The sequence below is a fragment of the Bradyrhizobium sp. genome, from assembly GCF_035652035.1.
Taxonomy (GTDB): Bacteria; Pseudomonadota; Alphaproteobacteria; order Rhizobiales; family Xanthobacteraceae; genus Bradyrhizobium.
Map to the genome: position 1 here is coordinate 25,891 of NZ_DASREO010000112.1, position 24,011 is coordinate 49,901.

27 protein-coding genes and 1 pseudogene are annotated in these 24,011 nt (G+C 61.1%); 14 read left to right on the forward strand and 14 right to left on the reverse strand.

Going from position 1 to position 24,011, the window contains the following annotated elements:
• Positions 1-135 precede the first annotated feature (135 nt).
• Positions 136-975 carry a hypothetical protein gene (locus VFB05_RS31120; protein ID WP_325020059.1) on the forward strand — a complete coding sequence of 280 codons (840 nt, stop codon included), beginning with the start codon at positions 136-138 and terminating at the stop codon, positions 973-975.
• 34 nt (positions 976-1,009) lie between these two features.
• On the opposite strand, the gene VFB05_RS31125 is transcribed toward VFB05_RS31120, so the two are convergent.
• A complete protein-coding gene (locus VFB05_RS31125; protein WP_325019848.1) occupies positions 1,010-1,483 on the reverse strand; it encodes an iron-sulfur cluster assembly scaffold protein in 474 nt (157 codons plus the stop codon).
• 228 nt (positions 1,484-1,711) lie between these two features.
• Here VFB05_RS31125 and folE point away from each other — a divergent pair, with 228 nt between their 5' ends.
• From folE to VFB05_RS31145, 4 genes are all read left to right on the forward strand, one after another.
• Positions 1,712-2,425 carry a GTP cyclohydrolase I FolE gene (folE, locus tag VFB05_RS31130; RefSeq protein ID WP_325019850.1) on the forward strand — a complete coding sequence of 238 codons (714 nt, stop codon included), beginning with the start codon at positions 1,712-1,714 and terminating at the stop codon, positions 2,423-2,425.
• 64 nt (positions 2,426-2,489) lie between these two features.
• Positions 2,490-2,915 carry a phosphoribosyl-AMP cyclohydrolase gene (gene hisI, locus VFB05_RS31135; protein ID WP_325019852.1) on the forward strand — a complete coding sequence of 142 codons (426 nt, stop codon included), beginning with the start codon at positions 2,490-2,492 and terminating at the stop codon, positions 2,913-2,915.
• Positions 2,916-3,192: 277 nt separating this feature from the next.
• Entirely contained in the window at positions 3,193-4,290 is a 1,098-nt protein-coding gene (locus tag VFB05_RS31140; RefSeq protein WP_325019854.1) for a transglycosylase SLT domain-containing protein, read from the forward strand.
• Between the two features lie 153 nt (positions 4,291-4,443).
• Positions 4,444-5,619: a DUF2336 domain-containing protein gene (locus VFB05_RS31145; RefSeq protein ID WP_325019856.1), complete on the forward strand. Its 1,176-nt coding sequence runs from the start codon at positions 4,444-4,446 to the stop codon at positions 5,617-5,619.
• A gap of 44 nt (positions 5,620-5,663) precedes the next feature.
• On the opposite strand, the gene VFB05_RS31150 is transcribed toward VFB05_RS31145, so the two are convergent.
• From VFB05_RS31150 to VFB05_RS31165, 4 genes are all read right to left on the reverse strand, one after another.
• Positions 5,664-6,266 carry a c-type cytochrome gene (locus tag VFB05_RS31150; protein WP_325019858.1) on the reverse strand — a complete coding sequence of 201 codons (603 nt, stop codon included), beginning with the start codon at positions 6,264-6,266 and terminating at the stop codon, positions 5,664-5,666.
• A 226-nt stretch (positions 6,267-6,492) separates the two neighbouring features.
• Positions 6,493-7,134 (reverse strand): c-type cytochrome, encoded by a 642-nt coding sequence (locus VFB05_RS31155; RefSeq protein ID WP_325019860.1) that lies wholly within the window; start codon positions 7,132-7,134, stop codon positions 6,493-6,495.
• A 54-nt stretch (positions 7,135-7,188) separates the two neighbouring features.
• Positions 7,189-7,965, reverse strand: a complete 777-nt coding sequence (locus tag VFB05_RS31160) for an outer membrane protein (RefSeq protein ID WP_325019862.1) — start codon at positions 7,963-7,965, stop codon at positions 7,189-7,191.
• A gap of 30 nt (positions 7,966-7,995) precedes the next feature.
• Positions 7,996-9,558 carry a cytochrome C gene (locus VFB05_RS31165; protein WP_325019864.1) on the reverse strand — a complete coding sequence of 521 codons (1,563 nt, stop codon included), beginning with the start codon at positions 9,556-9,558 and terminating at the stop codon, positions 7,996-7,998.
• Between the two features lie 254 nt (positions 9,559-9,812).
• Here VFB05_RS31165 and VFB05_RS31170 point away from each other — a divergent pair, with 254 nt between their 5' ends.
• Positions 9,813-10,463: a c-type cytochrome gene (locus tag VFB05_RS31170; RefSeq protein ID WP_325019866.1), complete on the forward strand. Its 651-nt coding sequence runs from the start codon at positions 9,813-9,815 to the stop codon at positions 10,461-10,463.
• A gap of 67 nt (positions 10,464-10,530) precedes the next feature.
• Here the strand turns inward: VFB05_RS31170 and VFB05_RS31175 are convergent, their stop codons facing one another.
• Entirely contained in the window at positions 10,531-10,962 is a 432-nt protein-coding gene (locus VFB05_RS31175; RefSeq protein ID WP_325019868.1) for a MarR family winged helix-turn-helix transcriptional regulator, read from the reverse strand.
• A 214-nt stretch (positions 10,963-11,176) separates the two neighbouring features.
• Here VFB05_RS31175 and VFB05_RS31180 point away from each other — a divergent pair, with 214 nt between their 5' ends.
• Positions 11,177-11,443: a high-potential iron-sulfur protein gene (locus tag VFB05_RS31180; RefSeq protein WP_325019870.1), complete on the forward strand. Its 267-nt coding sequence runs from the start codon at positions 11,177-11,179 to the stop codon at positions 11,441-11,443.
• Between the two features lie 192 nt (positions 11,444-11,635).
• Here the strand turns inward: VFB05_RS31180 and VFB05_RS31185 are convergent, their stop codons facing one another.
• The 5 genes from VFB05_RS31185 to VFB05_RS31205 form a co-directional block, all read right to left on the reverse strand.
• Complete coding sequence (locus VFB05_RS31185; protein ID WP_325019872.1) at positions 11,636-12,661, reverse strand: ABC transporter substrate-binding protein; 1,026 nt, start codon at positions 12,659-12,661, stop codon at positions 11,636-11,638.
• Positions 12,662-12,844: 183 nt separating this feature from the next.
• Positions 12,845-13,408, reverse strand: a complete 564-nt coding sequence (locus tag VFB05_RS31190; RefSeq protein ID WP_325019874.1) for a hemerythrin domain-containing protein — start codon at positions 13,406-13,408, stop codon at positions 12,845-12,847.
• Between the two features lie 768 nt (positions 13,409-14,176).
• On the reverse strand, positions 14,177-14,752 hold the full coding sequence (locus VFB05_RS31195; RefSeq protein WP_325019876.1) for an Hpt domain-containing protein: 576 nt from the start codon (positions 14,750-14,752) through the stop codon (positions 14,177-14,179).
• A 16-nt stretch (positions 14,753-14,768) separates the two neighbouring features.
• A complete protein-coding gene (locus VFB05_RS31200) occupies positions 14,769-15,314 on the reverse strand; it encodes a response regulator (RefSeq protein WP_325020061.1) in 546 nt (181 codons plus the stop codon).
• Between the two features lie 111 nt (positions 15,315-15,425).
• On the reverse strand, positions 15,426-16,205 hold the full coding sequence (locus VFB05_RS31205; RefSeq protein ID WP_325019878.1) for an NAD kinase: 780 nt from the start codon (positions 16,203-16,205) through the stop codon (positions 15,426-15,428).
• A gap of 127 nt (positions 16,206-16,332) precedes the next feature.
• Here VFB05_RS31205 and VFB05_RS31210 point away from each other — a divergent pair, with 127 nt between their 5' ends.
• The gene (locus tag VFB05_RS31210) at positions 16,333-17,898 is read left to right on the forward strand and encodes a S10 family peptidase (protein ID WP_325019881.1); all 1,566 of its coding nucleotides are present in this window, start codon (positions 16,333-16,335) and stop codon (positions 17,896-17,898) included.
• A gap of 24 nt (positions 17,899-17,922) precedes the next feature.
• Here VFB05_RS31210 and VFB05_RS31215 read toward each other — a convergent pair whose 3' ends face one another.
• Both VFB05_RS31215 and VFB05_RS31220 read right to left on the reverse strand, forming a co-directional pair.
• Positions 17,923-19,311 (reverse strand): serine hydrolase domain-containing protein, encoded by a 1,389-nt coding sequence (locus VFB05_RS31215; RefSeq protein ID WP_325019884.1) that lies wholly within the window; start codon positions 19,309-19,311, stop codon positions 17,923-17,925.
• A gap of 126 nt (positions 19,312-19,437) precedes the next feature.
• Entirely contained in the window at positions 19,438-19,983 is a 546-nt protein-coding gene (locus VFB05_RS31220) for a tetratricopeptide repeat protein (protein ID WP_325019886.1), read from the reverse strand.
• A gap of 285 nt (positions 19,984-20,268) precedes the next feature.
• Between VFB05_RS31220 and VFB05_RS31225 the strand changes: the two genes are divergently transcribed.
• The 4 genes from VFB05_RS31225 (at position 20,269) to VFB05_RS31240 (ending at position 22,767) form a co-directional block, all read left to right on the forward strand.
• Positions 20,269-20,562 (forward strand): His-rich protein BRANT, encoded by a 294-nt coding sequence (locus VFB05_RS31225; RefSeq protein ID WP_325019888.1) that lies wholly within the window; start codon positions 20,269-20,271, stop codon positions 20,560-20,562.
• A 372-nt stretch (positions 20,563-20,934) separates the two neighbouring features.
• The gene (locus VFB05_RS31230) at positions 20,935-21,339 is read left to right on the forward strand and encodes a hypothetical protein (protein WP_325019890.1); all 405 of its coding nucleotides are present in this window, start codon (positions 20,935-20,937) and stop codon (positions 21,337-21,339) included.
• A gap of 282 nt (positions 21,340-21,621) precedes the next feature.
• Positions 21,622-22,344, forward strand: coding sequence for an outer membrane protein (locus VFB05_RS31235; RefSeq protein ID WP_325019892.1), 723 nt, complete (start codon positions 21,622-21,624; stop codon positions 22,342-22,344).
• A gap of 234 nt (positions 22,345-22,578) precedes the next feature.
• A complete protein-coding gene (locus VFB05_RS31240; RefSeq protein ID WP_325019894.1) occupies positions 22,579-22,767 on the forward strand; it encodes a hypothetical protein in 189 nt (62 codons plus the stop codon).
• A gap of 105 nt (positions 22,768-22,872) precedes the next feature.
• On the opposite strand, the pseudogene VFB05_RS31245 reads toward VFB05_RS31240, so the two are convergent.
• Positions 22,873-23,100, reverse strand: a pseudogene (locus VFB05_RS31245) (hypothetical protein); the annotation flags it as partial.
• A 167-nt stretch (positions 23,101-23,267) separates the two neighbouring features.
• Here VFB05_RS31245 and VFB05_RS31250 point away from each other — a divergent pair.
• Together VFB05_RS31250 and VFB05_RS31255 are read left to right on the forward strand one after the other, a co-directional pair.
• Positions 23,268-23,390 carry a glucose transporter gene (locus VFB05_RS31250; protein ID WP_325019896.1) on the forward strand — a complete coding sequence of 41 codons (123 nt, stop codon included), beginning with the start codon at positions 23,268-23,270 and terminating at the stop codon, positions 23,388-23,390.
• A 327-nt stretch (positions 23,391-23,717) separates the two neighbouring features.
• Entirely contained in the window at positions 23,718-23,975 is a 258-nt protein-coding gene (locus VFB05_RS31255) for a hypothetical protein (protein WP_325019898.1), read from the forward strand.
• Positions 23,976-24,011 lie beyond the last annotated feature (36 nt).

Below are 24,011 nucleotides of genomic sequence, written 5' to 3' on the forward strand. Positions count from 1 at the left end.
TACGTTTCTTAACGTGGGGATGACAGAATCGTTTTCGTGTTGCCGCCCGTTGGCGATTGCGGGGAAGGAACCAAATTGAAACTCGTCAGACTTCGCTTCCGCGGCTTGGCACTCCTGGCTGCTGCCTTTGCGTGTATGGCCGTGCCGGGCATCCTGGCTGCGTTGACTGGTTTGGCGCACGCCGACGGAACGCTGGAGGAGCGCAAGCTTCCGATGCAGTTCAGCTGGGTGGCATGTCAGCCGCATTGCGGCGGATGGATCAGCGCAATCGGCATCGTGACGGCAGACAGCCCGAAGGATTTTGAGGACTTCTCGCACGGACGCGATCTTCGCGGCGCCACCGTCGTGCTGGATTCCTCTGGCGGCTCGGTCAACGACGCCATCACGCTGGGTCGCCGTTTCCGCAGCCTCGGTTTGATGACGACGGTCGGCACCAGCGTTTTGACCCGCAGCGCGCAGGGTGAGCGCGGCGCGATCGAGCCTGACGCCTATTGCGAGTCGATGTGCGTGTTCCTGCTGTTGTCCGGCAAGACGCGCTACGTGCCAGAGGCCGCGCATGTGCGCGTGCACCAGATCTGGATGGGCGACCGCGCCGAAGACGCGAAGGCCGCGAGCTATTCCGCGGATGACCTGATGATCGTCGAGCGTGATATCGGCCGGCTTGCGAAATACACCTTCGAGATGGGCGGCGCCGGCGAACTGCTCGCATTATCGCTCAGCGTGCCGCCTTGGGAAGAACTGCACGAATTGTCGCGCGAGGAATTGCGGCAGACCAATCTGGTGACGACGGATGCCGTGGCCGAGGTGCTGCCATCGACGGGCGGATCGGTCGCGCAGGTCGTTGCCATCAAGCCGGTCCAGGATCGCTTCGTGACCGCGGCGGCGCACGACGAGAAGCCCGCGCCGGCGGCCAAGTCGACCCGGACAGCCGAGGTGCTACCGACCGCGAGTGTCGCGGCCGCGCCGGCCCAGTGAAAGCGCTGAACAGTTTGTCGGACAGCTAACGGATCTAGGCAGAGGCGGGCTGCGCCGCTGCGCCGTTGGCCTTGTCAGGGGCTTTTGCTTCGATCTGGCCGATCGCGTCGACCACGGCGTCGAAGGTGAGCATCGTCGAGGCATGCCGAGCCTTGTAGTCGCGGACCGGTTCGAGCACGGCGATCTCGGCCCATTTGCCTTCCGGGGGCTTGCCGTTTTCCTTCAGCATCTTGCGAACAACCTCGCGCAACTCACGCAATTCGCTCGCAGTCGAGCCCACGACATTGGCCGCCATGATGGAAGAGGAGGCCTGACCCAGCGCGCAGGCTTTCACGTCATGGGCAAAGTCGGTGACGACGGGCCCGTCCATCTTCAGGTCAACCTTCACGGTCGACCCGCAAAGCTTTGAATGGGCGGTTGCAGAGGCGTCCGGCTGTGGCAGGCGGCCGAGCCGGGGGATATTGCCCGCCAGTTCAATGATCCGCTTGTTGTAGACGTCGTTCAGCATAGCCCAAACTCGTATTTCCCGGCCTTGGCGGCCACGATGCATGGTCCTATATATGGGTCGAGATGGTGGAAATACAGCCACCCCGATTGAGCAGGTGGTCCGAAATCGGTACCCATTCGGCCACCGCAAAGCCAGTAAAGTGGGGGGACTCAGGCGCCCGGCGGCAACTGTCCGCCCCGTCTGCCGGTGACACTCCGGTCTCAATGAGACCGGTCGAACGGAGCTGACATGGACGCAACGATCAAATCCCTTCGCCCAAAGACTTCTGATTCCGACCCCAAACCTTCCCAGACGAAACCTTCGGATGTCCGGCCGGCCGAGCTCGATCCAGCCGAATTTCTGGCGGCTGCAGTTCGCGCCGATCAGCCGCGTCCCTCGCGCGCCGAAGCGGAACGCGCGGTGCAGACGCTGCTCAGCTATATCGGCGAAAATCCTGCCCGCGAGGGCCTTTTGGACACCCCGCGCCGCGTGGTCGAGGCCTTCGACGAATTGTATCAGGGCTATCACCAGTGCCCGGCCGAGGTGCTCGATCGCACCTTTGGCGAGACCGCGGGCTATGACGACTTCGTGCTGGTGCGCGACATCGAGTTCACCTCGCAGTGCGAGCATCACATGATGCCGTTCTACGGCCGGGCGCATATTGCCTATACGCCGGTCGAGCGCGTCGTTGGCCTGTCGAAGCTTGCGCGTCTCACGGATATCTTCGCGCGGCGTCTGCAGACCCAGGAACATCTGACGGCGCAGATCGCGGCCGCCATCGACGAGGTCCTCAAGCCCCGCGGTGTCGCGGTCCTGATCGAGGCCGAGCATACCTGCATGTCGGTCCGCGGCGTCGCCAAGCACGGCGCGATGACCTTCACCAGCCGCTACACCGGCATGTTCCGCGACAATCCGGCCGAGCAGGCCCGTTTCATCTCTTTGGTGCGCGCGCCGCAGCGCTGAATAACTTCCGAAGAACTCTCGCGTCCTCGGAGCTCTCGCCAAAACCCTTCGAGGAATAAAGTCAGTGTCTACATCCGATAGCGACGACCGCGAAGAAGGGCTGATGCTTCAGCCCAAGTTCGACGCCAACGGCCTCGTCACCTGCGTTGCCGTCGACGCGGCGACGTCGGAAGTGCTGATGGTCGCGCATATGAATGAGGAAGCGTTGCGCAGGACCATCGCGAGCGGCGAGGCCTGGTACTACAGCCGCTCGCGCGGGGCGCTGTGGCGCAAGGGCGAAAGCTCCGGCCACGTCCAGCGGGTCGTCGAAATGCGGGTGGATTGCGATCAGGACGCGATCCTGATTCGCGTCGAGCAGACTGGCGCGGCCTGCCATACCGGCCGGCATTCATGCTTCTACCGCAAGGTCGAGGCGGTCGACGGTGGCGCGAAGCTGTCGTTCGTTGACGCAGATCGGAAGTTCGATCCAAAGGCGGTCTACAAAAAGTAACTCTGCTCGTCGTGCAACGACGCCGTCTCCGTCATGACCGGGCTTGACCCGGCCATCCACGCCTTTGTTACCGATGAAAGGAAGACGTGGATGCCCGGCACAAGGCCGGGCATGACGAGCCGAAGAATTGCCACGGCTGCTCACAATGACTAGGCCGGAACCGCCTTAACCCGCTCTTAACCATAATCACCGCACTGTGAGGCCGGCCAAAGCGCTGGTGGGAGCCTTCGCGTCGGCCATATGGAATAGGTCGTTTCGCGGGGAGCGAGACCAGACGATGTCGGTCGACAACTCGAATGCCTCGGCCGCGGCCGGTGTCGATCCTGCGCGCGTGCGCGTGGCCGGCGCCATCAAGCAGGCGGCCGGCGCCAGCGGCATGAGCTTCCAGTATCTGCTGACGACCGCCAAGATGGAGTCAGACTTCAATCCGACAGCGGGCGCTTCGACGTCTTCGGCCCACGGGCTGTTTCAGTTCATCGACCAGACCTGGCTCGCCACCTTCAAGGAAGCCGGCCCTCAGCTCGGCTACGGCGCCTATGCCGACATGATCAGCAAGTCTTCCGACGGCACCTATTCGGTTGCCGACCCCACGGCGCGGAAGACAATCATGAAGCTGCGCGACGATCCGGCGGTTGCATCCGACATGGCCGCTGCGCTCACCCAGTTCAACAGTTTCCGCCTGACCGGCATGATCGGCCGGCGTCCGTCCGACAGCGAATTATACATGGCTCATTTCATGGGCGTCGGCGGCGCGGCAAAGCTGATCGGCAATGCCGAGGATAATCCGCAAGCGTCTGCCGCGCGGCTGTTCCCGAATGCCGCGGCCGCCAATCGATCGATCTTCTACGACCGTGCCACGGGGCGGGCGCGCAGTGTGTCCGAGGTCTATTCGGTGCTGCAGCAGCGCTATGCGAGCGCGGCCTCCTCATCGGCGACCCAAAGCGCGATGGCTTCGGTCGGTGGCGACATCGTCAGGCCGACAATCGCGGTCGCAAGCGCGAGCCCGAGTCCAAGCACTGCCGCGCCGTCGGTCGACAGCGCGACTTATCTGTCGACCTTTCCGGACACTCGATCGGCCGCGCCGGGGACAACAGCCTCCGCCGCGCCGATCACGATGGCATCAGTCACAACGACAGCAGGTGTCGCGCCATCGAGCCCGGTGTTCCGTTCGCTGTTTCAGGATGGCGGTGGCCGCCCTCAGCCGGTTTCGCAGGCGGTGCGCGAATTGTGGGGCAACTCCGCCTCGCTGACGTCGGATCCGCCGGCGTCGTCCACTGGCGCTGCGCCTTCGACCACGGTCGCAGTCGCGCCGGCTTCAGCGACGAGTGGCGGGCTCGATCTCTTCTCAGATCGCAACGGCACCTTCAGCGGCTAAAGCCGCACAAGCGGCTCGCGCCGCAGGCCTTAACAAAAGGTCAATGAAACCAGCCGGTTATAGTGAACGCTTTGTTAAGCGTCGTGGTTTATTTTGTCTTGCACTGGCGCAAAATGACAGCGCCAGGGTTTTTTTGCGTAAGCCGGCAGGGCAATGATCGTTCGGCAGTTCATCAGTTGGATTAAGACCGCTCCCGCAGGCGAACGCGCCGAGGCGACACGAGCCTTGGCGCGGGCCTGGCTCATTTCCGACCTTTCCGAAGACGACCGGTCAGCCGCCGAAGGCGCGCTGCTGATGTTGCTTGACGACACCTCGCCGTTGGTGCGCCGGGCGATGGCGGATGTTTTCGCGCGCAGTTACGAGGCGCCGGCGGCCATCGTGCAGGCGCTCGCGCTCGACCAGCCGTCGGTTTGTCTGCCGATCCTCGAACATTCGCCGCTTCTGATCGATGCGGATCTCGTCGACATCGTCGCGACCGGGGACGGCGAGGTGCAGTGCGCGGTCGCGCGCCGCATGAATTTGCCGGCTTCGGTCTGCGCCGCGATCGCCGAGGTTGGTTCCGCGGCGGCGGCGCTGGAATTGATCGAAAACCCCTATGCGGAATTGGCCCCGTTTTCCTGGGACCGCATTGTCGAGCGCCACGGTCACCTCGCAGCGATCCGCGAATCGATGCTGGTGCTGGAAGATCTTCCCGCTGCGACGCGGGTGGCGCTGGTCGCCAAATTGTCGGACACGCTGGCGCAATTCGTCGTCGCCAGGAACTGGCTGAGCGCCGATCGGGCTGAGCGCATCGCCGGCGAGGCGCGCGACCGCTCGACCGTCAGCATCGCCGCGTCCTCGCGCGGCGACGACATGCGCGGACTGATTTCGCATTTGCGCGCGACTTCCCAGCTCACCGCGGGTCTGATCCTGCGCGCGCTCTTGTCAGGCAATCTCGAATTGTTCGAGGCTGCACTCTCCGAATTGTCCGGCCTGCCGCGCTCCCGCGTCTCTTCGCTGTTGCTCGATCGCGGAGCAGCGAGCCTCGCGGCGCTGCTGCGGCGTGCGGGCTTGCCGGAATCGACCTTTGCCGCATTCCGCGCGGCCGTTGATGTCATTCACGAGACCGGCTTTGCCGATACGCTCGGCGAGGCGGCACGGCTGCGCCGCCGCATGGTCGAACGCGTGCTGACACAGTGCGAGACCGATCATAGCGTGACCGACCCGCTGCTCATTCTGCTGCGGCGCTTTGCAACGGAATCGGCGCGGGAGGAAGCGCGCCTGTTCTGCGAAGAAGTCGCGGCCGAAGACGCGATCGAGCCGATGCATCACGACCTGATCGCGGCGTAGGCCGTATTCATTCGGAAGGGGCTCGGATTAGCCTCAGCCGGGGTTCACCTCACGAAGCTGAGATAGGATGCGAGCGCCTCGATTTCCTCGGGGCCGAGATGGCTTGCCACCAAGGGCATCGGCGAGCCTGCCGTGGAATGATAGCCCTTGTTCCATTGTTCCAGTCGCGCCTTGACATAGAAGTAGGCGAGCCCGCCGAGACGCGGAATTTCGCGGATGCCCTCGCCATTCGGGCCGTGACAGGCGTAGCAGGAAACGATGTTGGCTTCAGGGATGCCGTCCATGAAGATACGCTTTCCCTTGGCGGCGAGCGCACTGTCGCCGTCATTGGCGGGTTTTGGCTGGATAGAGGCGAAGTAATTGGCAAGATCGCGGGCGGTATTCGGATCAAGCGCGGCCACCGCATTCCACATGTACTGTCTGGAGAATGGATTGTCGCGCGTGTGCTCGTGGAAGCTCCGGATCTGGTTCAAGGTGTATTGCGGTCGCTGTCCTGCGAGCCGAGGCGCAACCGTATAGCCTTGTGCGTCCGTGCCGTGACACCAGGTGCAGTTGCGGACCGCGGCGCTGTCGGCGAGCGCCGGCACGGCTAAGACCAAGCATGCGGCGACCGCCGTGATCGCCAGTTTCAGCCCAATGCGCTTCATGACCCTGGTGCCCACTTTCCGAAGTTCGTCCCCCATTGCAGCACCCATCTTCACGAACTTCGGAAAGTCATGGGCACTGGCAAACTTATTGGTTCTGGTACCGCCTTATCGATCTGAAGTCCCCTGATCGAATCCGCCGCCTGTGGTGCAGGGACTTCAGATCGGCGGTACCAGGCTCTCGTGCTTCACCCGCTCGCCGATATGCCGCCGTATGCGGCAACAGCATTCATCGCAGATCACTGACATAGGCCGCCACCGCTTCAATCTGTGAACGCGTCAAGTTATGCGCTGTCGGCGCCATGATCGCCGACGTATCGACCGCGGTGCCCTGGCCGCGCTGTTTGCTCCAGCCGCTCAATTGGCCGACCATGTAGGGATAGAGCTGGCCCGCCAGCCGCGGAATTTCGCGTTGGCCGTGCGCGTCCGTACCATGGCAGGCCGAGCAGGCCGGAACGTTTGATTCGGGCAAGCCTTCCTCAAAGATCCTCTTGCCTTGCGCGACCGCGCCGTGCGGCGCGCCGCCAAAGGGCGCCGGGTTGAGATGGTGGAAATGGTTGGCCAGAGCCGAGATCATCGAGGGGCTCAGCACATGCGCGACATTGAACATGATCGGATTGGTTCGCCGGCGCTCGATGAAGGCCTTGAGCTGCGCTTCGATATAGTCGGGCTGCTGGCCCGCAAGGCGCGGCATGGGGAAATAGCCGAGATAGCCCTGGCCCGACAGGCCGTGACAGGTCTTGCAATATTCGAGTTTGGCTTCGAAGCCGCCTACGTTCGCGGCCGATCGTTCCTGCGCTCGGGCGGTCGCCGAGAAGGCAACCGCAATAACGGCCACCCGCAATACCAGCCTTAAGCCGATTGCCTTCACGCTTCGTCCCTCTCGCCCTCGATCGTTTTCATTCAAGCTGACGAACTGAGGCCATCACCACCCCGATGCCCCGATGTGAAAGTTGAAGCCGACCTTGATGATCTGAACGCTCTGCTTGACGTTCACAACGCCGGTGAGGGTGGAAACCTGGTCGGTCATCAGAACGTTGCCGTTGCCGAATCCGTAATAGTCGTATTCGACATTCATCGACCAATGGCGCGTGAAGGCCCAGTCGACGCCGCCGCCGGCAACCCAGCCATAGCGATTGTCCACCCCCTGGAAGTGGAACGGTCCACCGCCGTTGAAGTCGCCGCCGCTCACGTCGTATTTGTCGCCGGCCACCGCGAAGCCGCCGCGGGCATAAACGAGGACGGTGTCGAAGGCATAACCGATCCGCCCCGTGACGCTCGCCAGAAAATCATTGTTGGCCTGCACGAGCGCGGTTTGTCCCGTGAACGGAAGCCCGACCAGCGAACTCGCCTTCATGGTCGTGCCCGACGCGCTGCCCTCGATGCCGATGACGGCGCCACCGGCGAACTGATAGTCGCAACCAATCTGGCCGCCGACCACGGCGCCGGTCGGCGTCGTGGTGACGGTGGTGACACCGACCGTCGTGCCTGCGCCATTCAGCGTGTCCTGCACAAGCTGCACCGGATCGGTCATATCCTTGGTGCCCCTGCCGGCGCCGACATGCCCGCCGAGATAGCATCCCGTCCAGCTGAACACGGGAGCGACCGGCATTGGGGTTTTCATCGGCAGGTCCGCGGCGATGACAGGTGTGGCGAGGGCGCTCGCGAGTGCGGCCACCTGGAGGAAGAGAATTTTTTTCATCAGACCATCTCCGACTGCGGTCATGTCCGCCTACATCGCAAACCAGGCGTGGAGGAACAGGGTGTTGTTGTTGCTGGCCCCGACCGTGGTGCCGTTCAGCTTGTTGTAATAGGTGTATTGCAGGCCGATCCGCGCGTTGAACCACGGCCATCCGACCATCTTGCTGGCGCCGAACGGAATGTAGGCAAGCTCCGCCGTCCAGCCGTTGGTGTTCGGTGTGAGCGCAATGCCCGTTGCGGGATCGAGCCCGTACAAGCCGGCATCGGCTGTACCCCAATTGCTGAAATACTGTCCCGTGAAGACGACCCGGTTGTCGGCGCCGTAGGCTAGGGAGCCCTGCAGTTTCAGGCTATTGAGCGTGTCGTTTGCATTCGTCGGCAGTCCGGACGGCCCGAGGTTATTTGCGAATGTCGCGTCCAGCTGCTGAAATTCCCTGATGTAGCTGCCGCGCAGCGTCAGCCACCAATTGTCGCCTTGGTACTGATACTGCGCGTCGAAGCCGATGTCGGTGAACTTGTCGGTTTGCGGAAACACCGCGGTCGACCACGTCTGGAAGCTGGTATCGACCCAGGGATGGACGTTGAATTGGCCGCCGAAGGTGCCGATCATGAACGTGTTGCGGCCCCAGTGCGGCTCCAACGCCACGCGCCAATAGGGAGAAATGCCGCCGAGCTGGCCAGGTGCGCCAAAGGGGTCCGTGCCGAGATTGTTCTGCGTGCTGAAGCCTAACGTCTTGTAACCGGTCAATTCGAGATAAAGCAGGTCATTGATGAAGGCGTAGGCGCCGACACCGCCGACATGCGCGGCGAAGGCGCCTTCGATCACGGTGCCAGGGTTTTGCGGACCAAAGACATTCGACACCGCGTAAGGGAAGCTCCAGGCAGGCGTGGTGTTCCAGACGTCCTGCACCGTTGGATTATTGTTGGCGGTGATGCCGTAGATGATGTCGAGCGGGCCGAGATGCGCCGTATTGGCGTAGCGAACGTCGGTATTGTCCCAGGTCCATGTGTGTCGATCGAACGGGTCCGCCGAGGGGCCCGGCCCGATTGCATTGTAGGTCACTTGCGCGAAGGCGCCGATATGGTCGGTGATCGCACCGCCCCAGAATCCGCTGAACGGAGAAAGCACGACGTTATTGTTCTGGCTGTACGGATCGGGCGGGCCGATCAGAGTGCCGAGATCGGCTTGCGTATGCGTGTAGCCGACGACGGCCATCATCGAGACCGGAGGGACCCACTCCTTGTCCTCCTCGGGCTTCGAAGACACCTGAGGCAGCGACTTCACGTAGCCCATCATCTTGTCGTACTCGGCGCGCGCATCGCGCGCGATTTGCGAGGAGAACGGATTGGTTCGGAATTCGCCGCCGCCGGTGGTGTAGCCGAGCAATTTGAAGCGCCGGCCGTAAGGCGTCAGTGCGGGAAAATCAGTGTGGCAGGTGCCGCACGGCTGGCCGGTCTGGCGCGCGAAGCTGGGTAGCGCCCGCGCTGAGGGCGAAAACGCTATCGTCAGCGATGCCGCCAGGAAGATGATCTCCGCAAGCGCAACGATGCACGTCCGAAATCGAAGACTGCAATCAATCAAGTGTAACCGCATGGCGAATTCGTTTCCGCAACGCACGGGCCTGATTTGCGTCGCGCAGCAGTAGGCCAAGGATCGGACAAAACGCCAAGCGTTTCATCCCGTTCGCGTAACGATTGAAGATCGACGCGACAAAGCTGCAACGATCGTTGCAGCTACAACGCTCAGTGTCTCAACATGAAAAGTTTGGTGACGCTTGATTTAGATCGGTGGATCATAAAGATGGGCTGCGGCAAGGTTGCGCCGCTGGTCGAAGCGAGGGGGAGCGCATGCATTTCAGGTCATCGTTGTTGGGTGCGATCATTTTCGCTTTGACGAATCTGTCCACCACCACTGAGGCTCAACAGAAAGCAGCTGCTCCGGCGGAATCGCAAACTTTCAAAGCCAAGTTCGACTACTGCAAGACCTGTCACGGCATCCAGGGCCAGGGCTTTCGCGGCTCCTATCCGATGCCTCGACTGGCGGGACAGCAGCCCGAATATCTCGTCAACCAGCTGCAGGCGTTCATCGAGCGCCGGCGAAACAATCCGGTGATGTTCAACGTGGCCCATGTGCTCTCGCCGTCGATGGAAAAGGCGCTCGCCGAACAATTCAACGGGCTCAACCCGAAGCCCCTTGATGGCACGTCTCCCAAAGCGGACGTCACCGAGGGCAAGAGGATCTATCTCGAAGGTATCCAGAAATCCGATGTGCCACCCTGCGCGTCCTGCCATGGCGATGACGCCAAGGGCCGCGATGCGTTCCCGCGCCTCGCGGGACAGCTGCACGACTACGTCTACAAGAAACTGACGAACTGGGACAAGGAACGCGGCCAGGACAAGAGCAATCCGGACAATTCAGCGATCATGCAGCCGATTGCGCATAATCTCTCGGAAGCACAGATCAAGGCTGTCGCAGCCTATGTCAGCCAACTCGAATAGTTCGGAAGTCGGTCATTGGCGAGCATGACGCCGATGCTTGATGGGTCCTGGCTTCACGAGGTCGACGCTACTCCGCAATGAAACCTTGCTTGCGCAGCAGAAATTTGACCTCGTCCTGCGCAGCGAGCCAGGCCGATTGCGCATCGCTGAGCAGCTGTTTGCCGGCTTTTGTGAGAGCAATCGGCCTGCTTCGGCCATTTGCCCGTTCCTGCACTTCTTTGACCCACCCTTCCAAAAATATCGACTTCAGGTCTCGGGTCAGAGTCGACTTGTCCAGCTCCTGCTTCCGCGCAATGGCAGCGCGCGTTGTTGGCTCCATCCGGCCGATCATCTCAAGGAGAGAAAACTGCACTGCGCTGATGCCGAACGGCCGAAGCTTGATATCATAAATCTCCGTCACGGCCCTTGAGAGCCGCCTTGTTCTCATCAACACGTTATCATTGCTCTCGGCCACGATGCGATCGCCAAGCGCGGTCGATTCTTCGGATGCGGAGCTCACGTGCAATTCCCTTCGAATCGCATACTGATCCGAACACCGGCGAATGTTGTTGCGGTAAATCAACCTTTCTCGGGTCGCCCCGCCAAATGCAGATGTCGCATGCTCAAATAGCCGGAAAGGCCCCCTCGGAAGCGCAAAAATACATTGCGCCAGATCAAGGAAATCGTCTCGGACCTCTCTATTTTTGCTCGTGATTCAGAGGGAGTCGCCAATCATGACTGACAGAATTTCGCGTCGCCGCGTTTTGACCGTTACGCTCGGCGTGGCGGGAGCAGCCTCCAGCGCAGGGTTCCTCGGCTCAGTGACGCCAGCTCATGCAGCGAAGGCACCGCAAAAGGCGGTCAAATATCAAGACACGCCGAAGGGAGACCAGTCCTGCGAGAATTGCGCTCTCTTTGAACCCCCTTCCTCCTGCAAGACGGTCGACGGAACAGTTTCGCCGAACGGCTGGTGCATGGTCTACGCGAAGAAGGCGAGCTAGAGAGATATACTGTTTGTGATGCTGCTGCGGACGAGCGCCCAGAGCTGGCTAAAGGAGCCTCGCTAGAACTTATTGTCGCTCGGCCTCGGCCTCTTGCTCCAATTGCCAGGTGTAGTGACCGCTGTTCCTTCCGAGGCAGACACCGATCTGCCTTACGAGCAAGTCAGCTTTGGGCCAGCAGAAGTCGTGTCTCTATTCGATCACCTCATCGGCCAGCAATTGCAGAGAGTTCGGCACCTCGATACCCAGCGACTTTGCAGCTTTCAAGTTAATGACCAGCTCGAATTTGGTCGGCTGCAGCACGGGAAGATCCCCAGGTTTCTTGCCCATGAGAATTTGGCCGATCAGGGCGCCGCCTTGGCGATACATTTCCAGTGGGCTTGCGCCATAACTAATCAAACCTCCGGCCTCCACGAAGTTGCGTAGTTCGAACATCGTCGGAATCATATGCCGTATTGCGAGTTCGGCGATTTCAACACGACGATCGAGAAACAATGCGTCGGGCGTGACAACGAGCGCGCTATCCTGATGCAAGACGATCGCTCTAAAAACAGCGTCGAAATCTCTTTCGCTGCTGGCTTGCAGCAAATCGAGAGGCAACCCGAGTGCCTGAGCCGCTCGTTGCACCTCTGTTTTCTGCGCTTCCACTCCGGGCCTGGCCGGATTGACCAGGACAGCAATTTTTTTCATGGACGGAAGCAGGTCACGAAGAATCCCCAGCCGCTTTGACACCAGTTCGGAGCTAAGCAAGGTCGCGCCCGTTACATTTCCGCCTGGTCGGTTGAAACTTGTAACGAGGCCGATCGCCACCGGATCGGCGGCATTCATGAAGACGATCGGGGTTGTTGTCGTCACAGATTTTGCGGCCAAAGCCGAAGCTGGGCTACCGCCCGCAACGATGATCGAAACCTGACGCTGGACCAATTCGGCGGCCAGCATCGGTAACCGGGCCGTCTGGTCCTCCGCCCAGCGATATTCGATCACCAGGTTTCGGCCCTCGATATAGCCGACCTCCTTTAGGCTCTGACGGAATGCGCTCAGCTGCGACACATAGGCGTCCGGCGCAGCGCTATGGAGAAATCCTATCACTGGCGCTGCGGGCTGCTGTGCACGAGCAGCGAGCGGCGATGCCACTGCGCCACCGGCAAATAGGATAAATTGACGTCGCCTCATGGGTCGCCCGCGCTCCGTTAGAAAGACTAACATCGGCGGCAGCATTACGCATCTCAGCAAAGCGCAGCCGGGCGACTTCCGCATGGGTCACAAGCCGTCATCCGATCGAGTCCGCCCGATGTCCGCTTCCAAAACGGCGGAATCAGGTCTGGCGGGATGGCTCCGCGTTACCGCAGCGGCTAACGCGTTTCCGGCAGCTTGAAGCGCTCTTTCACGCGGGGGCGAACCCTATTGTCGCTCAGCCTCTGCCTCTCGCTCCAACTGCAAGATGCGCGTTCTTACCGCGTCGAATGTCTCTTCGACTGCGTCACTGAACAGCGGGTCTTTATGGCCGGTCAAGGCCGAAGCAATCTCCGTCCAATCCTGGGGCTCCAATGCCCTGCGCGCGGCTGGAAAGAAATCACGATCTTCCATCATGATGTGACGCCGTTCGCACTCTATGAAGTCGCGAATGATGTCATCGACGCTTTCCCGCAAAATTTCGCGATCGGCGAGGACGCTGGCTATTGCCTGATTGACGCGGCGCAAACGCTCGGACCCCTTCTGATGCTCCAGCGCGAGGGCACCGACCTTCTTGGCCGCGCCCGGATCGCGAACTTCGAGCTTGGCGAGGATCAAGTCTTCCTGCGGATGATGATACAACTCCGTATAAACCTCGAAATAGCTGATAATCGCGCGAATGACCTCATAGTCAGGGCGGTCGCTGCGATCGAAAAGTTCCAGTTCGCGCTCAAGCACGGAGAGTAGCACTTCAACGTTGCGATGCTCTTGGGATAACCGCTCAATGATCAACGTCGCCTCCAACGGATATCGACAAGTAAAGCTAATCGAAGCTGCCCGCCGCTCTTTGCGCTACATCAAATCTTGACTTTTCAAAGTTTCGGAATCGTGGATCGGTGCTGATTGCCCGTCGTGCCAATGTGTCGCAGGTGCTTTTCCTTGTGACGACGGGCAAATCACGGGCAACTATTTGCTCGTCCCGCCCGATCAAGAGGGGCGTTTCGCGATCGTCACGAACGTTGGGTGCGGGATGCGATGGACGCGAATCCACTGACAGACGAACGGTGGATATCGCGGAAGCGAAGTCGTGTGGGCCTGATCTCCCGACGCTGAGATCAACACGGCGACAACGCTAACGCGTTGCGCTGCGGACGGAGACAACAAGCCCGGTCTCCCGGGCGAGCACGAAGGAAACCGTAACACCATCGCCGCGGGAAATGCCGGGCTGATCCGGCTGCAACCGCAGTGACTTGTCTTGTGTGCTTTTTTTGCACGCGAGGCTGCGGGCGCAAACGGCGCCCGGTATTTCCCGCGCCCTCTTTTCAGGAGGGACGATACTTTGAAGAAGCCCGGACGCGTTTCGCGCCGCGGGGAGGAGACGGGCTGTCCGAGGGTGTCCATGCAAGCGCATTTGTCATGCCCGGACTTGATCCGGGCATCCATCAATCTTCAGGAGAGCATTTGTCGACGCGGGATGGATGGCCGGGTCATAGGCGAGCGGAAGCGGCGCCGTTCTTCAAACGATGCCCGGCCATGACGGCAGAGGCGAACTTGCGAACCTCAGTCCGCCGGCGCGATGCTCGGCGCCATCACGGCTTCAAGATGTTCGGGCCGGTCGAGGTTGACACGCGCCAGATAATCGTCGGCGACGTTGCGCAGACGCTGGCTGAGTTCATTCGAGATGACGATGGTGTCGAGCTTGGTGTGCTCGTGCACGATCGCCTGAATGGCGTTGATGTGATGGGCGATCAGGTCCGCCGGCACGCGCGCCAGATCAGGCGCGTGTTCGATGATCCGGCACAGGCTCTCGGCAACCGCGCCGGCCGGGGGAAAGCCGAAGGTCGCAGCGTCGCCCTTGATATCGTGGGCGGCGCGGAACAGTTCGTCGCGTGCTTTCGCCGTAAAGCCATCCCTGAGAATGGTAGCGTGGGCAGCCGCAAGCCGCCCGACCTCGATTTCCATCCACTGATTGAACTCGCCGGACAGGTCGGACAGCGCTTTTTCGGCGCGCGCGACCGGATCGTCGAGATCGTCTTCGGCGACGCGCCGCAACACCTTGCGCAGGGGATTGGGCTGCGTGATCACATGGTGATCGGTGAATTTCTTGACCTCGATGTCGGATTTGCTGTTCGCCATGTGCTTTGCTTCCCCGTTAAACGCCGGAACGGGCCTTGTCGAGCAGCGAGGGCTGCTGAAGAATTTCGAATTCGCCGCCGACGCGCCGCTCGGGCCCGATATAGGCGCCATTGGTGTTGCGCCGGCGGTCCGGGCCGAAATAGGTCTTGGTCTTGATGAAGGGACGCGGATTGGCGACGACGTTGAGGATGCGCTGATACAATCCCTTGGCGGAGATCGGCTTGGCCAGGAATTCGGTGACCCCGGCATCGCGCGCCACCGTGACGCGCCGCTTCTCGGAATGACCGGTGAGCATGATGATGGGCGCGTAGGGGTTGCCCTTGGATTCCGGCTGCCGGATCATCTGCGCCAGTTCAAGCCCGTCGAAGATCGGCATCGCCCAGTCGGTGATGACGATGTCGGGCACATAGTGCGTGTACATTTCGAGTGCGGTGGCGCCGTCTTCAGCTTCATAGGCTTCGCGTGCGCCGAACGAGTGCAAGAGCGTCCGCAGGATGCGGCGCATGTGCGGATTGTCGTCGGCAATGAGAAAACGGAGCTTGTTGAAATCGATACGGAACATGCCGGCGCCCTCGGGGACACGCATACAGGCGACACCGCAGGTATACGCGACGTTAACCATAGGCCTGCCGCGTTAAGGAATGGTTGCGATCGCGCGATCAGCGGTACGGATTTAGGGGCCGAACTGTTCGCGCAGGATGCGTTCTTCGAGGCTATGGCCGGGGTCGAACAGCATCCGCATCGAGATGGTCTTGTCGGACAGGATCTCGACACGGCGGACGTCCCGCGCCTCGTCGTGGTCGGCGACCGCCGCGACCGGGCGCTTGTCGCCCTCGAGCACCTCGATGACCACGAAGGCGGTGTTGGGCAACAGCGCGCCGCGCCAGCGCCTCGGCCGGAACGGGCTGATCGGCGTCAAGGCGAGGAGGGGCGCATTGATCGGCAGGATCGGTCCTTGCACCGACAGGTTATAGGCGGTCGATCCGGCCGGCGTTGCCACCAGGATGCCGTCGGCGATCAACTCCGGCATGCGTTCGTGTTCGTCGATCAGGATCCGCAGCCGCGCGGCCTGATAGGTCTGGCGAAACAGCGACACCTCATTGATTGCGTGGTGCAAGTGAATGGCACCGTGCACGTCGGTGGCGCGCATCAGCAAAGGATTGATCAGCGTTTCGCGTGCGGCCGCCAGACGTTCGTGCAGGTGATGCAGCGAAAACTCGTTCATCAGAAAGCCGACCGTGCCGCGATGCATGCCGTAGATCGGCTTGCCGGAGTGCATGTACCGGTGCAGCGTTTGCAGCATCAAGCCGTCGCCGCCGAGCGCAACCACGACATCCGCTTGCGACGGATCGTGATTGCCGTAAGCGGCCGTGAGCCGCGTCAGCGCTTCCTGGGCCTCGGCGCTTGGGCTCGCGACAAAGGCAATCCGGTCGTATGGCTGGGCTGTGCTCATGAAGTCGTGAGGAGTCCTGTGAGGGTCACGGTTTAGACTAAAATCGGTCGCTCACCTAAAATAACACGCTTCGGTGCGTATAAAATGGCTGGGGCCGCGCCGGCGTGAGAAGTTGGAGAGAAGATTAATGCGTGTCCGGCCTGCGATCCTTCGCCTGGCGACGACAGTCCTCGTGCCGGTCCTGCTGGCGGTTGCGAGCGACGCCATCGCTCAGGATGCCAAGCGCGAGCCTTCGTCGACGCCATCGCCGGCTTCGCAATCCTCGCCATCACCTTCGGGCCCAAGGGGAGGGCAACCGTCGTCACACGGCGCCTTGGCCGAGACGCGCAAGCTGCCTGAGGATTCCACCACCAAGCAAACCATCACCGTGCAGGGACAAACGCTTTCCTTCACGGCAATCGCCGGCTCGATCAGGCTTTTCAACGAAGGCGGCGATCCGCAAGCCGACATTGCCTACACGGCCTATCACCTCGACGGCACCGATCCGCGCCGCCGGCCCGTGACGTTTTTCTTTAACGGAGGGCCGGGCGCCGCTTCTGCCTATCTGCAACTCGGCTGCGCCGGCCCCTGGCGGTTGTCGATCGAACGCGAGGACGCGCTTCCCTCGACGTCGCCCGAGCTGAAGCCCAATGCGGAGACGTGGCTCGATTTCACCGATCTCGTCTTCGTCGATCCCGTCGAAACCGGCTACAGCCGTTTTGCTTCGGCCGACGGCGACGTTCGCAAGCACTTCTTCACGGTCGACGGTGACGTCAACGCGCTTGCGGTCGTCATTCGCCGCTATCTGGAAAAGTACAATCGGCTGCTGTCCCCCAAATTCATCGTCGGCGAAAGCTATGGCGGCATACGCGCCCCGAAGATGGTGCGCGAATTGCAAACCCAGCAAGGCGTCGGCGTCAACGGGTTGATCCTGATTTCTCCGCTGTTCGACTACCGCGAATTCGGCGGCACAAGCCTTTTGCAATATGTCATCAGCCTGCCTTCGATGGCAGCCATCAAGCGCGAAGCGAGCCATCCGGTCACGCGCGCCGACATGGCCGATGTCGAGACATACGCGCGCGGCGATTTCATCGCCGACTTGCTCAAGGGCGAGGCCGACAAGGAAGCGACGACGCGGCTCGCCGACCGCGTCGCTGACCTGACCGGCATCGACCAGGCCGTCTCACGGCGCCTTGCCGGGCGTCTTGGCATTTCGGAATTTCGCCGCGAGTTCGATCGCCGCGACGGCAAGGTGACGGGCCGCTACGACGGTTCGGTGCTGGGCCTCGATGCCGACCCGGACTCAAGCGACAGTCATCTCAACGATCCATCGGGCGACAACCTGATCGCGCCGTTGACGAGCGCAGTGGTCGATCTGACCAGGAACGTGCTCAAATGGCGTCCCGACGGACCGTACCGTCTCCTGAACCGCTCGATCTCCTGGGATTATGGGCGCGGAATGAATCCGGTCCAGTCCACCTCCGACCTGAGGCAAATTCTGGCGCTCGATCCAAAGCTGAAGCTTCTGGTCGGACACGGATTGTTCGATCTCGCCACGCCATACCTCGGCTCGAGAATCTGGCTCGACCAGTTGCCCGCTTTTGCATCGAGCGACCGGGTGAAGCTTGTGGTCTATCCCGGCGGCCACATGTTCTATTCGCGCGAAGGCTCTCGCCAGGCTTTCCGTGCCGAAGCCGAAGCGCTGATGAAGTGAAAACGACCGCTTACCCGCTGAGGCTCACTCCTGGCGGACGCGGCGCTTCGGCTGCGCGTATCTGCGCTCGATCTCGGCGACGACGGCCTTCTCTGGCTTTACGTTGACGCCTGCGAGCCAGATGTCGGTGACAGCGCCGGATTTGCCGCGCGAACGGCGAACCGTCTCGCCATGGCTGCCGTAGCCGCTTGCCGATACGATCCGGCCCTTGTCGCGGCCGGTGACCTCGATTTCGGCGGCGTCCATGAACGGATTGTTGAAATACGGACTGGCAACGATCACGCGATTTCCCATGGGTAGGAGGTCGACGGCGCCCCAGATCGTCCACCAACGACCGGCCCAATCGCGCAGGCGCCGCTCGGGTGCGCCGCGCGTCTTGAATGCCCGCAGTATTTGCATGCAGCCGTCCAACCAGAACGGCGCTCCGCCGTCGATGGAATTGCTCAACAGGGTGATGCTGACTTCGCAGGCCGGTATCACAACGGTGCGAGAGAGATAACCCTGAAAGCCGCCGCCATGACCGAACCAGTCCCACCCATCGGTTTGACCGATGTTGACCCCCAGCCCGTAATAGGCCTCGAAGCTCTGCGGAATGCGCCAATGTTGTCGCGTCATCTCCCGGCGGCTTGCGGCCGAGATTAAGCTTCGCTTCGCGTTCGGCGCCAGCTGGGCAAAGAAGCGCGCTGTATCGGCTGCCGTGCTGACGACGCCAGCCGCTGAACCAATCGCATGGGCAGGGTTGTCGCCAGGCAGGACGAAACGCTGTCCAGCGGGCTGGCGACGCAGGTGGCCGCGTGCAAAGGGAACGCCTTTGGCGAGCGGTGTATCCGGCAGGGTTTCCTTGAGGCCCACAGCGTCGATGATCTCGCGCTTGATCCAGGTGGCATAGCGCTCGCCGGTAACGGCCTCGATCAACAGGCCGAGTAGCCCGAAGCCGTGATTGGAATACTTGAAGCGCGTGTTGGGCTCGATCGCTGCGGGCTGCTGAAGTTCGGCCATCAGCTCCCGCGTGTGCAGATAGTCACGCCTGTCGGTAAACTGTCCGGAATCGGCGCCATCCCGGGTGAGGCCGGCGCTATGCGAGAGCAACTGCGCGATGGTTGTCTCGGCGACTTGTGGATGCAGCCCCTTGACGTACATTCCGACGGGATCGTCGAGCCGCAGTTGGCGCCGCTCGCGCAGTTTCATAATTCCGGCCGAGGTGAAGCTTTTCGAATGTGACGCGATCCGGAAACGATGGCGCGGCGTGAGCTTTTCGCCAGTATCGAGATTGGCAACGCCGAAGGCCCGCTCTCTGGCGATCTCGCCGCGATAGGCGACTGCGATGATGCATCCCGGTTGCTGCGAGGCCATCACCTGGAATTCAAGCCAGTCGCACATATAGTCGACCGCCGATCGTAACCACGGATCCACGTGCCTGATCTCCTGAGAAGCCGAAGATGCAAACCTACTACCGAAGCCGCGTTCGGCAGTAGGGAAAAGAAATACCGGCGCAGTTGCCTGCGCCGGTCAGGTTCGGGCCAAGTCCGGGGCTGATAATTAGTAGACGAGGCCGGTGCCGGCTGGCTGTTCAAGCGCCATCGCCAGCGACTTGTATTCGGCGCAGTCGGTGCCGCAGATCTGCTTGATGCGGCCGAGGTGATACTGGGCGGATTCGCGGTTGCCCTGTTCGAGCTGCCACAGGCCGTAATACTGCCAGGTGCGGACGTGGTTCGGGTCGGCCTGCAGCGCGCGCTCGTACCAGACCTGCGAGACCTTGTAGTCGCCGAGCTTGCGGTAGGAGTAGCCGATCAGGTTGGCGACGTCGGCGACGTTATCATGACCGAGCGCCTTCAGCTGCCCGATTGCGGACGTGTAGTCATGACGATCGTAGATCGTGGCATAGGCCGCGCGATAGCCGTCGAGGAATTTCTGGTCCTCGATGCTCGAGCTCTTGTCGTGCTTCTTTTTCTTGTCCTTGCTCGAGTCCGAAGGAGGCGAGGGCGTATCGCTGCCGGCCGCCTTGGCAACGTTGACCATCGGTCCCGCCACCATAGCGGTGGCGAACATCGCAAGGGTCAAAAGTCGGATCGCAATTTTAGTCATGCGTCTCTCCTGATTTAAGTCGAGGGCAACCCTACACCGGAGCCCTTCAAGCTGAACACCCGCAGTCTGCGATCATTCCAGCGACATTTTTTTGCAGTTTTCGGGAATTTTTCGTGCGGGCGCGGGCAGGCCCGATTCCAACATGACCAGAAATTCATTGAGATGAACGAAGGCCGCTGTCCGGCTTCAGGACGGGTTCAGCGCCCGCCTCTTAAGGTCACGCCATGATCGACGAGCCCGGTCACCCGACCGGCACCCTCCGGGATCCCTTATAAGGAGCTACCCATGTTGAAGACCATTTCTGCCGCTCTGGTTGCCGTTTCCGTTCTTGCCGCCCCCGTGATGGCTGCGAGCACGACGAAGACCGCGCAGGCCCCCGTCACCAAATCAGCCACCGTGACCAAGCCGGCAGCGGTCAAGAGCCCACTGAACGCCAATGCCAAGATGGTCCATCAGCACAAGCGCCATCACAGGCATCACGCCAAGCTTCACCGGTCGCACAAGAAGATGGCGGCCAAGCATCACAAGTCTCTGAAGGTCTCAGCCAAGCCTGTTATGCACCCCGCCAAGCGTGGCTGACGACGAGCCGCGGAGGCGGTTCGCTTCCCCGAGGTGCTTTCGCGGATTCAGGTCCGGCCCACGCCACCCCAACGGCGTGGACCGGTACCTGCTTTTTGAGAATTCCCTTTCATTTTTGAAACGGATAGAAACCGTCCTAGCGGAGTGGATTTGACATTCGCTACCCGTCTGGCTGCGGGTCCATCGAGCGAATGTCAAATCCTAAACTCCGCTAAAACTTAAATTTGCTAGTGGTCCTTTAAATCCAGCATTCGCAAAAGTGCCCGCTGCAAAGGCATTTGAATGTTAGAAGCGGAGCACTAGTGGGGCGATACTGACGATCCTTTCAGCCAGGAAAATTGCGGGTTTCGATTGGGCATCTCGGCAAAGCGCGTGGCTACCTTGTTGCTGCCGATCGCGCTCGCAGCGTGCTCGTCGAGCGGCGACGAAGGCCGCACCTTGAGCCTGTTCAATGACAAACCCGACACGCCGCAATCCTTCCCGGCAAACTACCGTGCCGAGTTGCTGGCCTTCATGAGGACCTACCTCAACAATCCGGTCGGCGTGCGTGACGCGGCGATGGCCGAGCCTGTCATGCGCGATGTCAACGGCAAGATGCGCTACATCAGTTGCCTGCGTTATTCCGCGCGCGAATCCGACGGCAGCTATCGTGAACCACACGAGCGCGCGGTGCTGTTCGTCAATGGCCGTCTTGATCGCCTGATCGAGAAAGGCGGCGAGCTTTGTTCGGGCGTGGCGCTGGCGCCGTTCCCGGATATGGAGAAGATGTCGCGGTGAAATGGTAGTCTGGGATCCCAGACGGACACCAAACGGCTCGAAACCGCAGCAAAGCTTCATCACGTCCCAGCGAGCTTTGGTCCAACGATCTGAACCTTCTGCCGGACTGGCGCGACCAAATTGGAAGAATGCTGCCGAAATGCTGGCGGACGTGGAACAAAACGCCGCCGCGTTGTTCCCGCGACATGCTGAAAACAAACGTGTTTGACGCTGCCACGAAGCAACCAAATTGACGCCACGTTGTTTGTTTGTTGTCGATCACGACGATAACGGGGAACCATCATGAAAAAGATCCTGCTAGGCGCGGCCGCTTGCGTGGCGTTCGCGGCACCGGCCTTCGCAGCTGACCTCCCGGCGCGGCCCTATACCAAGGCTCCGGCCCCGGTCTACAGGGCGCCCGAGGCCATCTATAACTGGACCGGCTTCTACATCGGCGGCCATGTCGGAGGCGCCTTTCCGGGCAGCAACAACCTTCAGGGCAGTGACGCCCGCTTCATGGGCGGCGTGCAGGGCGGCTTCGACTATCAGTTTGCCAACAACTGGGTGATCGGTGCGGAGGCTCAATATAGCTGGCTGACGGGCAACAGCGGTACCGGCGTTCTCTTCCCGGGCGGTACGGTCGTCACAGGCAACACCGACCAGATCGGATCTGCGACCGGCCGGCTCGGCTACGCCTTTGGTCCGACGCTGCTCTATGCCAAGGGCGGCTATGCCTGGCGTGGCAACGACAATCTGCTTGGTGTGAGTACGAACGGCGTGCCGGTCGCCTTCGCGGCCACAGGCAATCATCGCGACGGCTACACCGTCGGCGCCGGCCTCGAATACATGTTCACGCCGAACTGGTCGATCAAAGGCGAGTACCAGTACTACAACTTCGGCAGCACGACCTTCACCGGCGGACCGGCACCCATCATCGGCGCCCACTTCCGCGACGACGAGCACACCGTCAAGCTCGGTATCAACTATCGCTTCGGTTGGGGCGGTCCGGTCGTCGCCAAATACTGATCGGATCCTTTCGGGATCACCAATGGACAACGGAAAGGCCGGCTAAACAGCCGGCTTTTTTGTTGGCTGCACGTTGTTTTCTGCAATATTTTTTCAGCTGTCGTGAAACTTTCGTCGGACGTGAGTTATTATCTGTCGGGCAGCAGGCTCGACATCACACATGCGTAATACATGCGTATTTTTGCCCTAGCGTTGGTCTTGTGCGCGAGCGCTTTGCCATGCCTGGCGGAGACAGTGCTGAAGTCCGAGCCGCTGTTTCTCGCGCCTTACGAGGTTGCCTTCGTCCAAAGCACGCTATGTCCACTTGGGCAGGTGCTCAAAGTCACCGGCGCCATCCGCGGCCTGCATCGCCGCAAGAGCTGCATGCCCATGGCTCCCGACATGGCCTCCGAAGAAGCCTCCCTCGCGGTGGCGACGCCTTAGGCGCTTTTCCGATTAAGCGCTTTTCCGATTAAGGCCGTAAGTTAGGTTCTCGACGTGCTCGTTTGAGGTATCCGGCGTGAGCGAATCCCACTGCAGGCCGCGCGCGGCCTCGCGTTCCGCATCGGCCTGGTTCCGCGCCGGATCTTCCTGCGGATCGGCCGGGCAGGGCCTGATTTCGTAGTCGTTTTCCAGCACCGGTCGCGACGCCGGCCTGTCATCCCCGGATACCGCCTCGATCACCAGCCCGCTTTTTCGGGCCAGTTTCCAGACGTCTGCCTCGGTCGGGTAAGCATTACTCAGCCGCGCATCGTTGCAAAATAGCGCGTAAGGCATTCAAAACTCCACAAAAACAGCTTCTACAGACCTGCTTAACGCGACAGACCGGTTCCGGTTGCAGCCGGTTTGAGGGAGGGGCGGGTAGCACGGCAGGTGGTGAGTCGTAAATGAGATATGAAGGGGATAAAAAATATGGCGCGGGACTCTTCCGGTAGAATCGCCTGATGCTCGCGCTCGCCATGAGCATCATCAGCCAGATCGCCTGCGGGAAAATTCACACGACGCTGTCGGTTGTGTTGCTGGCCGCCTGTGCCGCCAACCTGGCGCTGCTCTGCGCCTTCCTCTGAAGCCGATTTTGCAGGCAAGCTGCCACCTGCCGCATCCTTGGCCTTGAAGAGCGCGCAATTCCCTCGATATTCTTTGTCGATCGCGAGCTTGCCTCAGCTGCGTGCTGAGGCTGAGCACGAACGTCGAAAGTGGGCGGTAGTGGTCCGATTCTAACATTTGTATCCCTTCTCAGCGGGCACTTTTACAAATGTTAGAATCAAAGGACCACTAGCAAATATATGATTCTAGTGAAGCTTTGACTCTGACGTTCCTTTAAAGGGGTCGCTGCGAAACTGAAAGGAACGTCAGAGCCGCTTCACTAGCATCAAAGACGAAGGAACGGTTGCATGCCGCGAAAGGGTGTCACGGGTCACGACGAGTGGGTGGTGACCGAAGCACTGGCGACGGCGCTGATTGCGCTCGAGCAATTGCCGCAGAAGCATCAGCCGGCCGTGCAAATGGACGATATCAAGAAACTGCTCGTCGCGGCCTGCCAGTCGGGGACTGTCAACCTCCATCTCGCGCAAGCCAAATGCCGCCTGTTTCCAAGCGCCGACCGGGAGGCGATCTACCGGGAGTATGGTCTGGAGGACGGCCAGGCCTGATCAGGGTGCGAGGAGGGGGAAGGATGGCCCTTGCCG

Bases quoted from the DNA above. Each gene is read 5' to 3' on its own strand.
- VFB05_RS31120 (WP_325020059.1), top strand. From the start codon at position 136: ATGGCCGTGCCGGGCATCCTGGCTGCGTTGACTGGTTTGGCGCACGCC.
- VFB05_RS31125 (WP_325019848.1), bottom strand. From the start codon at position 1,483: ATGCTGAACGACGTCTACAACAAGCGGATCATTGAACTGGCGGGCAAT.
- folE (WP_325019850.1), top strand. From the start codon at position 1,712: ATGGACGCAACGATCAAATCCCTTCGCCCAAAGACTTCTGATTCCGAC.
- VFB05_RS31140 (WP_325019854.1), top strand. From the start codon at position 3,193: ATGTCGGTCGACAACTCGAATGCCTCGGCCGCGGCCGGTGTCGATCCT.
- VFB05_RS31145 (WP_325019856.1), top strand. From the start codon at position 4,444: ATGATCGTTCGGCAGTTCATCAGTTGGATTAAGACCGCTCCCGCAGGC.
- VFB05_RS31150 (WP_325019858.1), bottom strand. From the start codon at position 6,266: ATGAAGCGCATTGGGCTGAAACTGGCGATCACGGCGGTCGCCGCATGC.
- VFB05_RS31160 (WP_325019862.1), bottom strand. From the start codon at position 7,965: ATGAAAAAAATTCTCTTCCTCCAGGTGGCCGCACTCGCGAGCGCCCTC.
- VFB05_RS31165 (WP_325019864.1), bottom strand. From the start codon at position 9,558: ATGCGGTTACACTTGATTGATTGCAGTCTTCGATTTCGGACGTGCATC.
- VFB05_RS31170 (WP_325019866.1), top strand. From the start codon at position 9,813: ATGCATTTCAGGTCATCGTTGTTGGGTGCGATCATTTTCGCTTTGACG.
- VFB05_RS31180 (WP_325019870.1), top strand. From the start codon at position 11,177: ATGACTGACAGAATTTCGCGTCGCCGCGTTTTGACCGTTACGCTCGGC.
- VFB05_RS31185 (WP_325019872.1), bottom strand. From the start codon at position 12,661: ATGCTGCCGCCGATGTTAGTCTTTCTAACGGAGCGCGGGCGACCCATG.
- VFB05_RS31195 (WP_325019876.1), bottom strand. From the start codon at position 14,752: ATGGCGAACAGCAAATCCGACATCGAGGTCAAGAAATTCACCGATCAC.
- VFB05_RS31200 (WP_325020061.1), bottom strand. From the start codon at position 15,314: ATGTTCCGTATCGATTTCAACAAGCTCCGTTTTCTCATTGCCGACGAC.
- VFB05_RS31205 (WP_325019878.1), bottom strand. From the start codon at position 16,205: ATGAGCACAGCCCAGCCATACGACCGGATTGCCTTTGTCGCGAGCCCA.
- VFB05_RS31210 (WP_325019881.1), top strand. From the start codon at position 16,333: ATGCGTGTCCGGCCTGCGATCCTTCGCCTGGCGACGACAGTCCTCGTG.
- VFB05_RS31220 (WP_325019886.1), bottom strand. From the start codon at position 19,983: ATGACTAAAATTGCGATCCGACTTTTGACCCTTGCGATGTTCGCCACC.
- VFB05_RS31225 (WP_325019888.1), top strand. From the start codon at position 20,269: ATGTTGAAGACCATTTCTGCCGCTCTGGTTGCCGTTTCCGTTCTTGCC.
- VFB05_RS31235 (WP_325019892.1), top strand. From the start codon at position 21,622: ATGAAAAAGATCCTGCTAGGCGCGGCCGCTTGCGTGGCGTTCGCGGCA.
- VFB05_RS31250 (WP_325019896.1), top strand. From the start codon at position 23,268: ATGCTCGCGCTCGCCATGAGCATCATCAGCCAGATCGCCTGCGGGAAA.
- VFB05_RS31255 (WP_325019898.1), top strand. From the start codon at position 23,718: ATGCCGCGAAAGGGTGTCACGGGTCACGACGAGTGGGTGGTGACCGAA.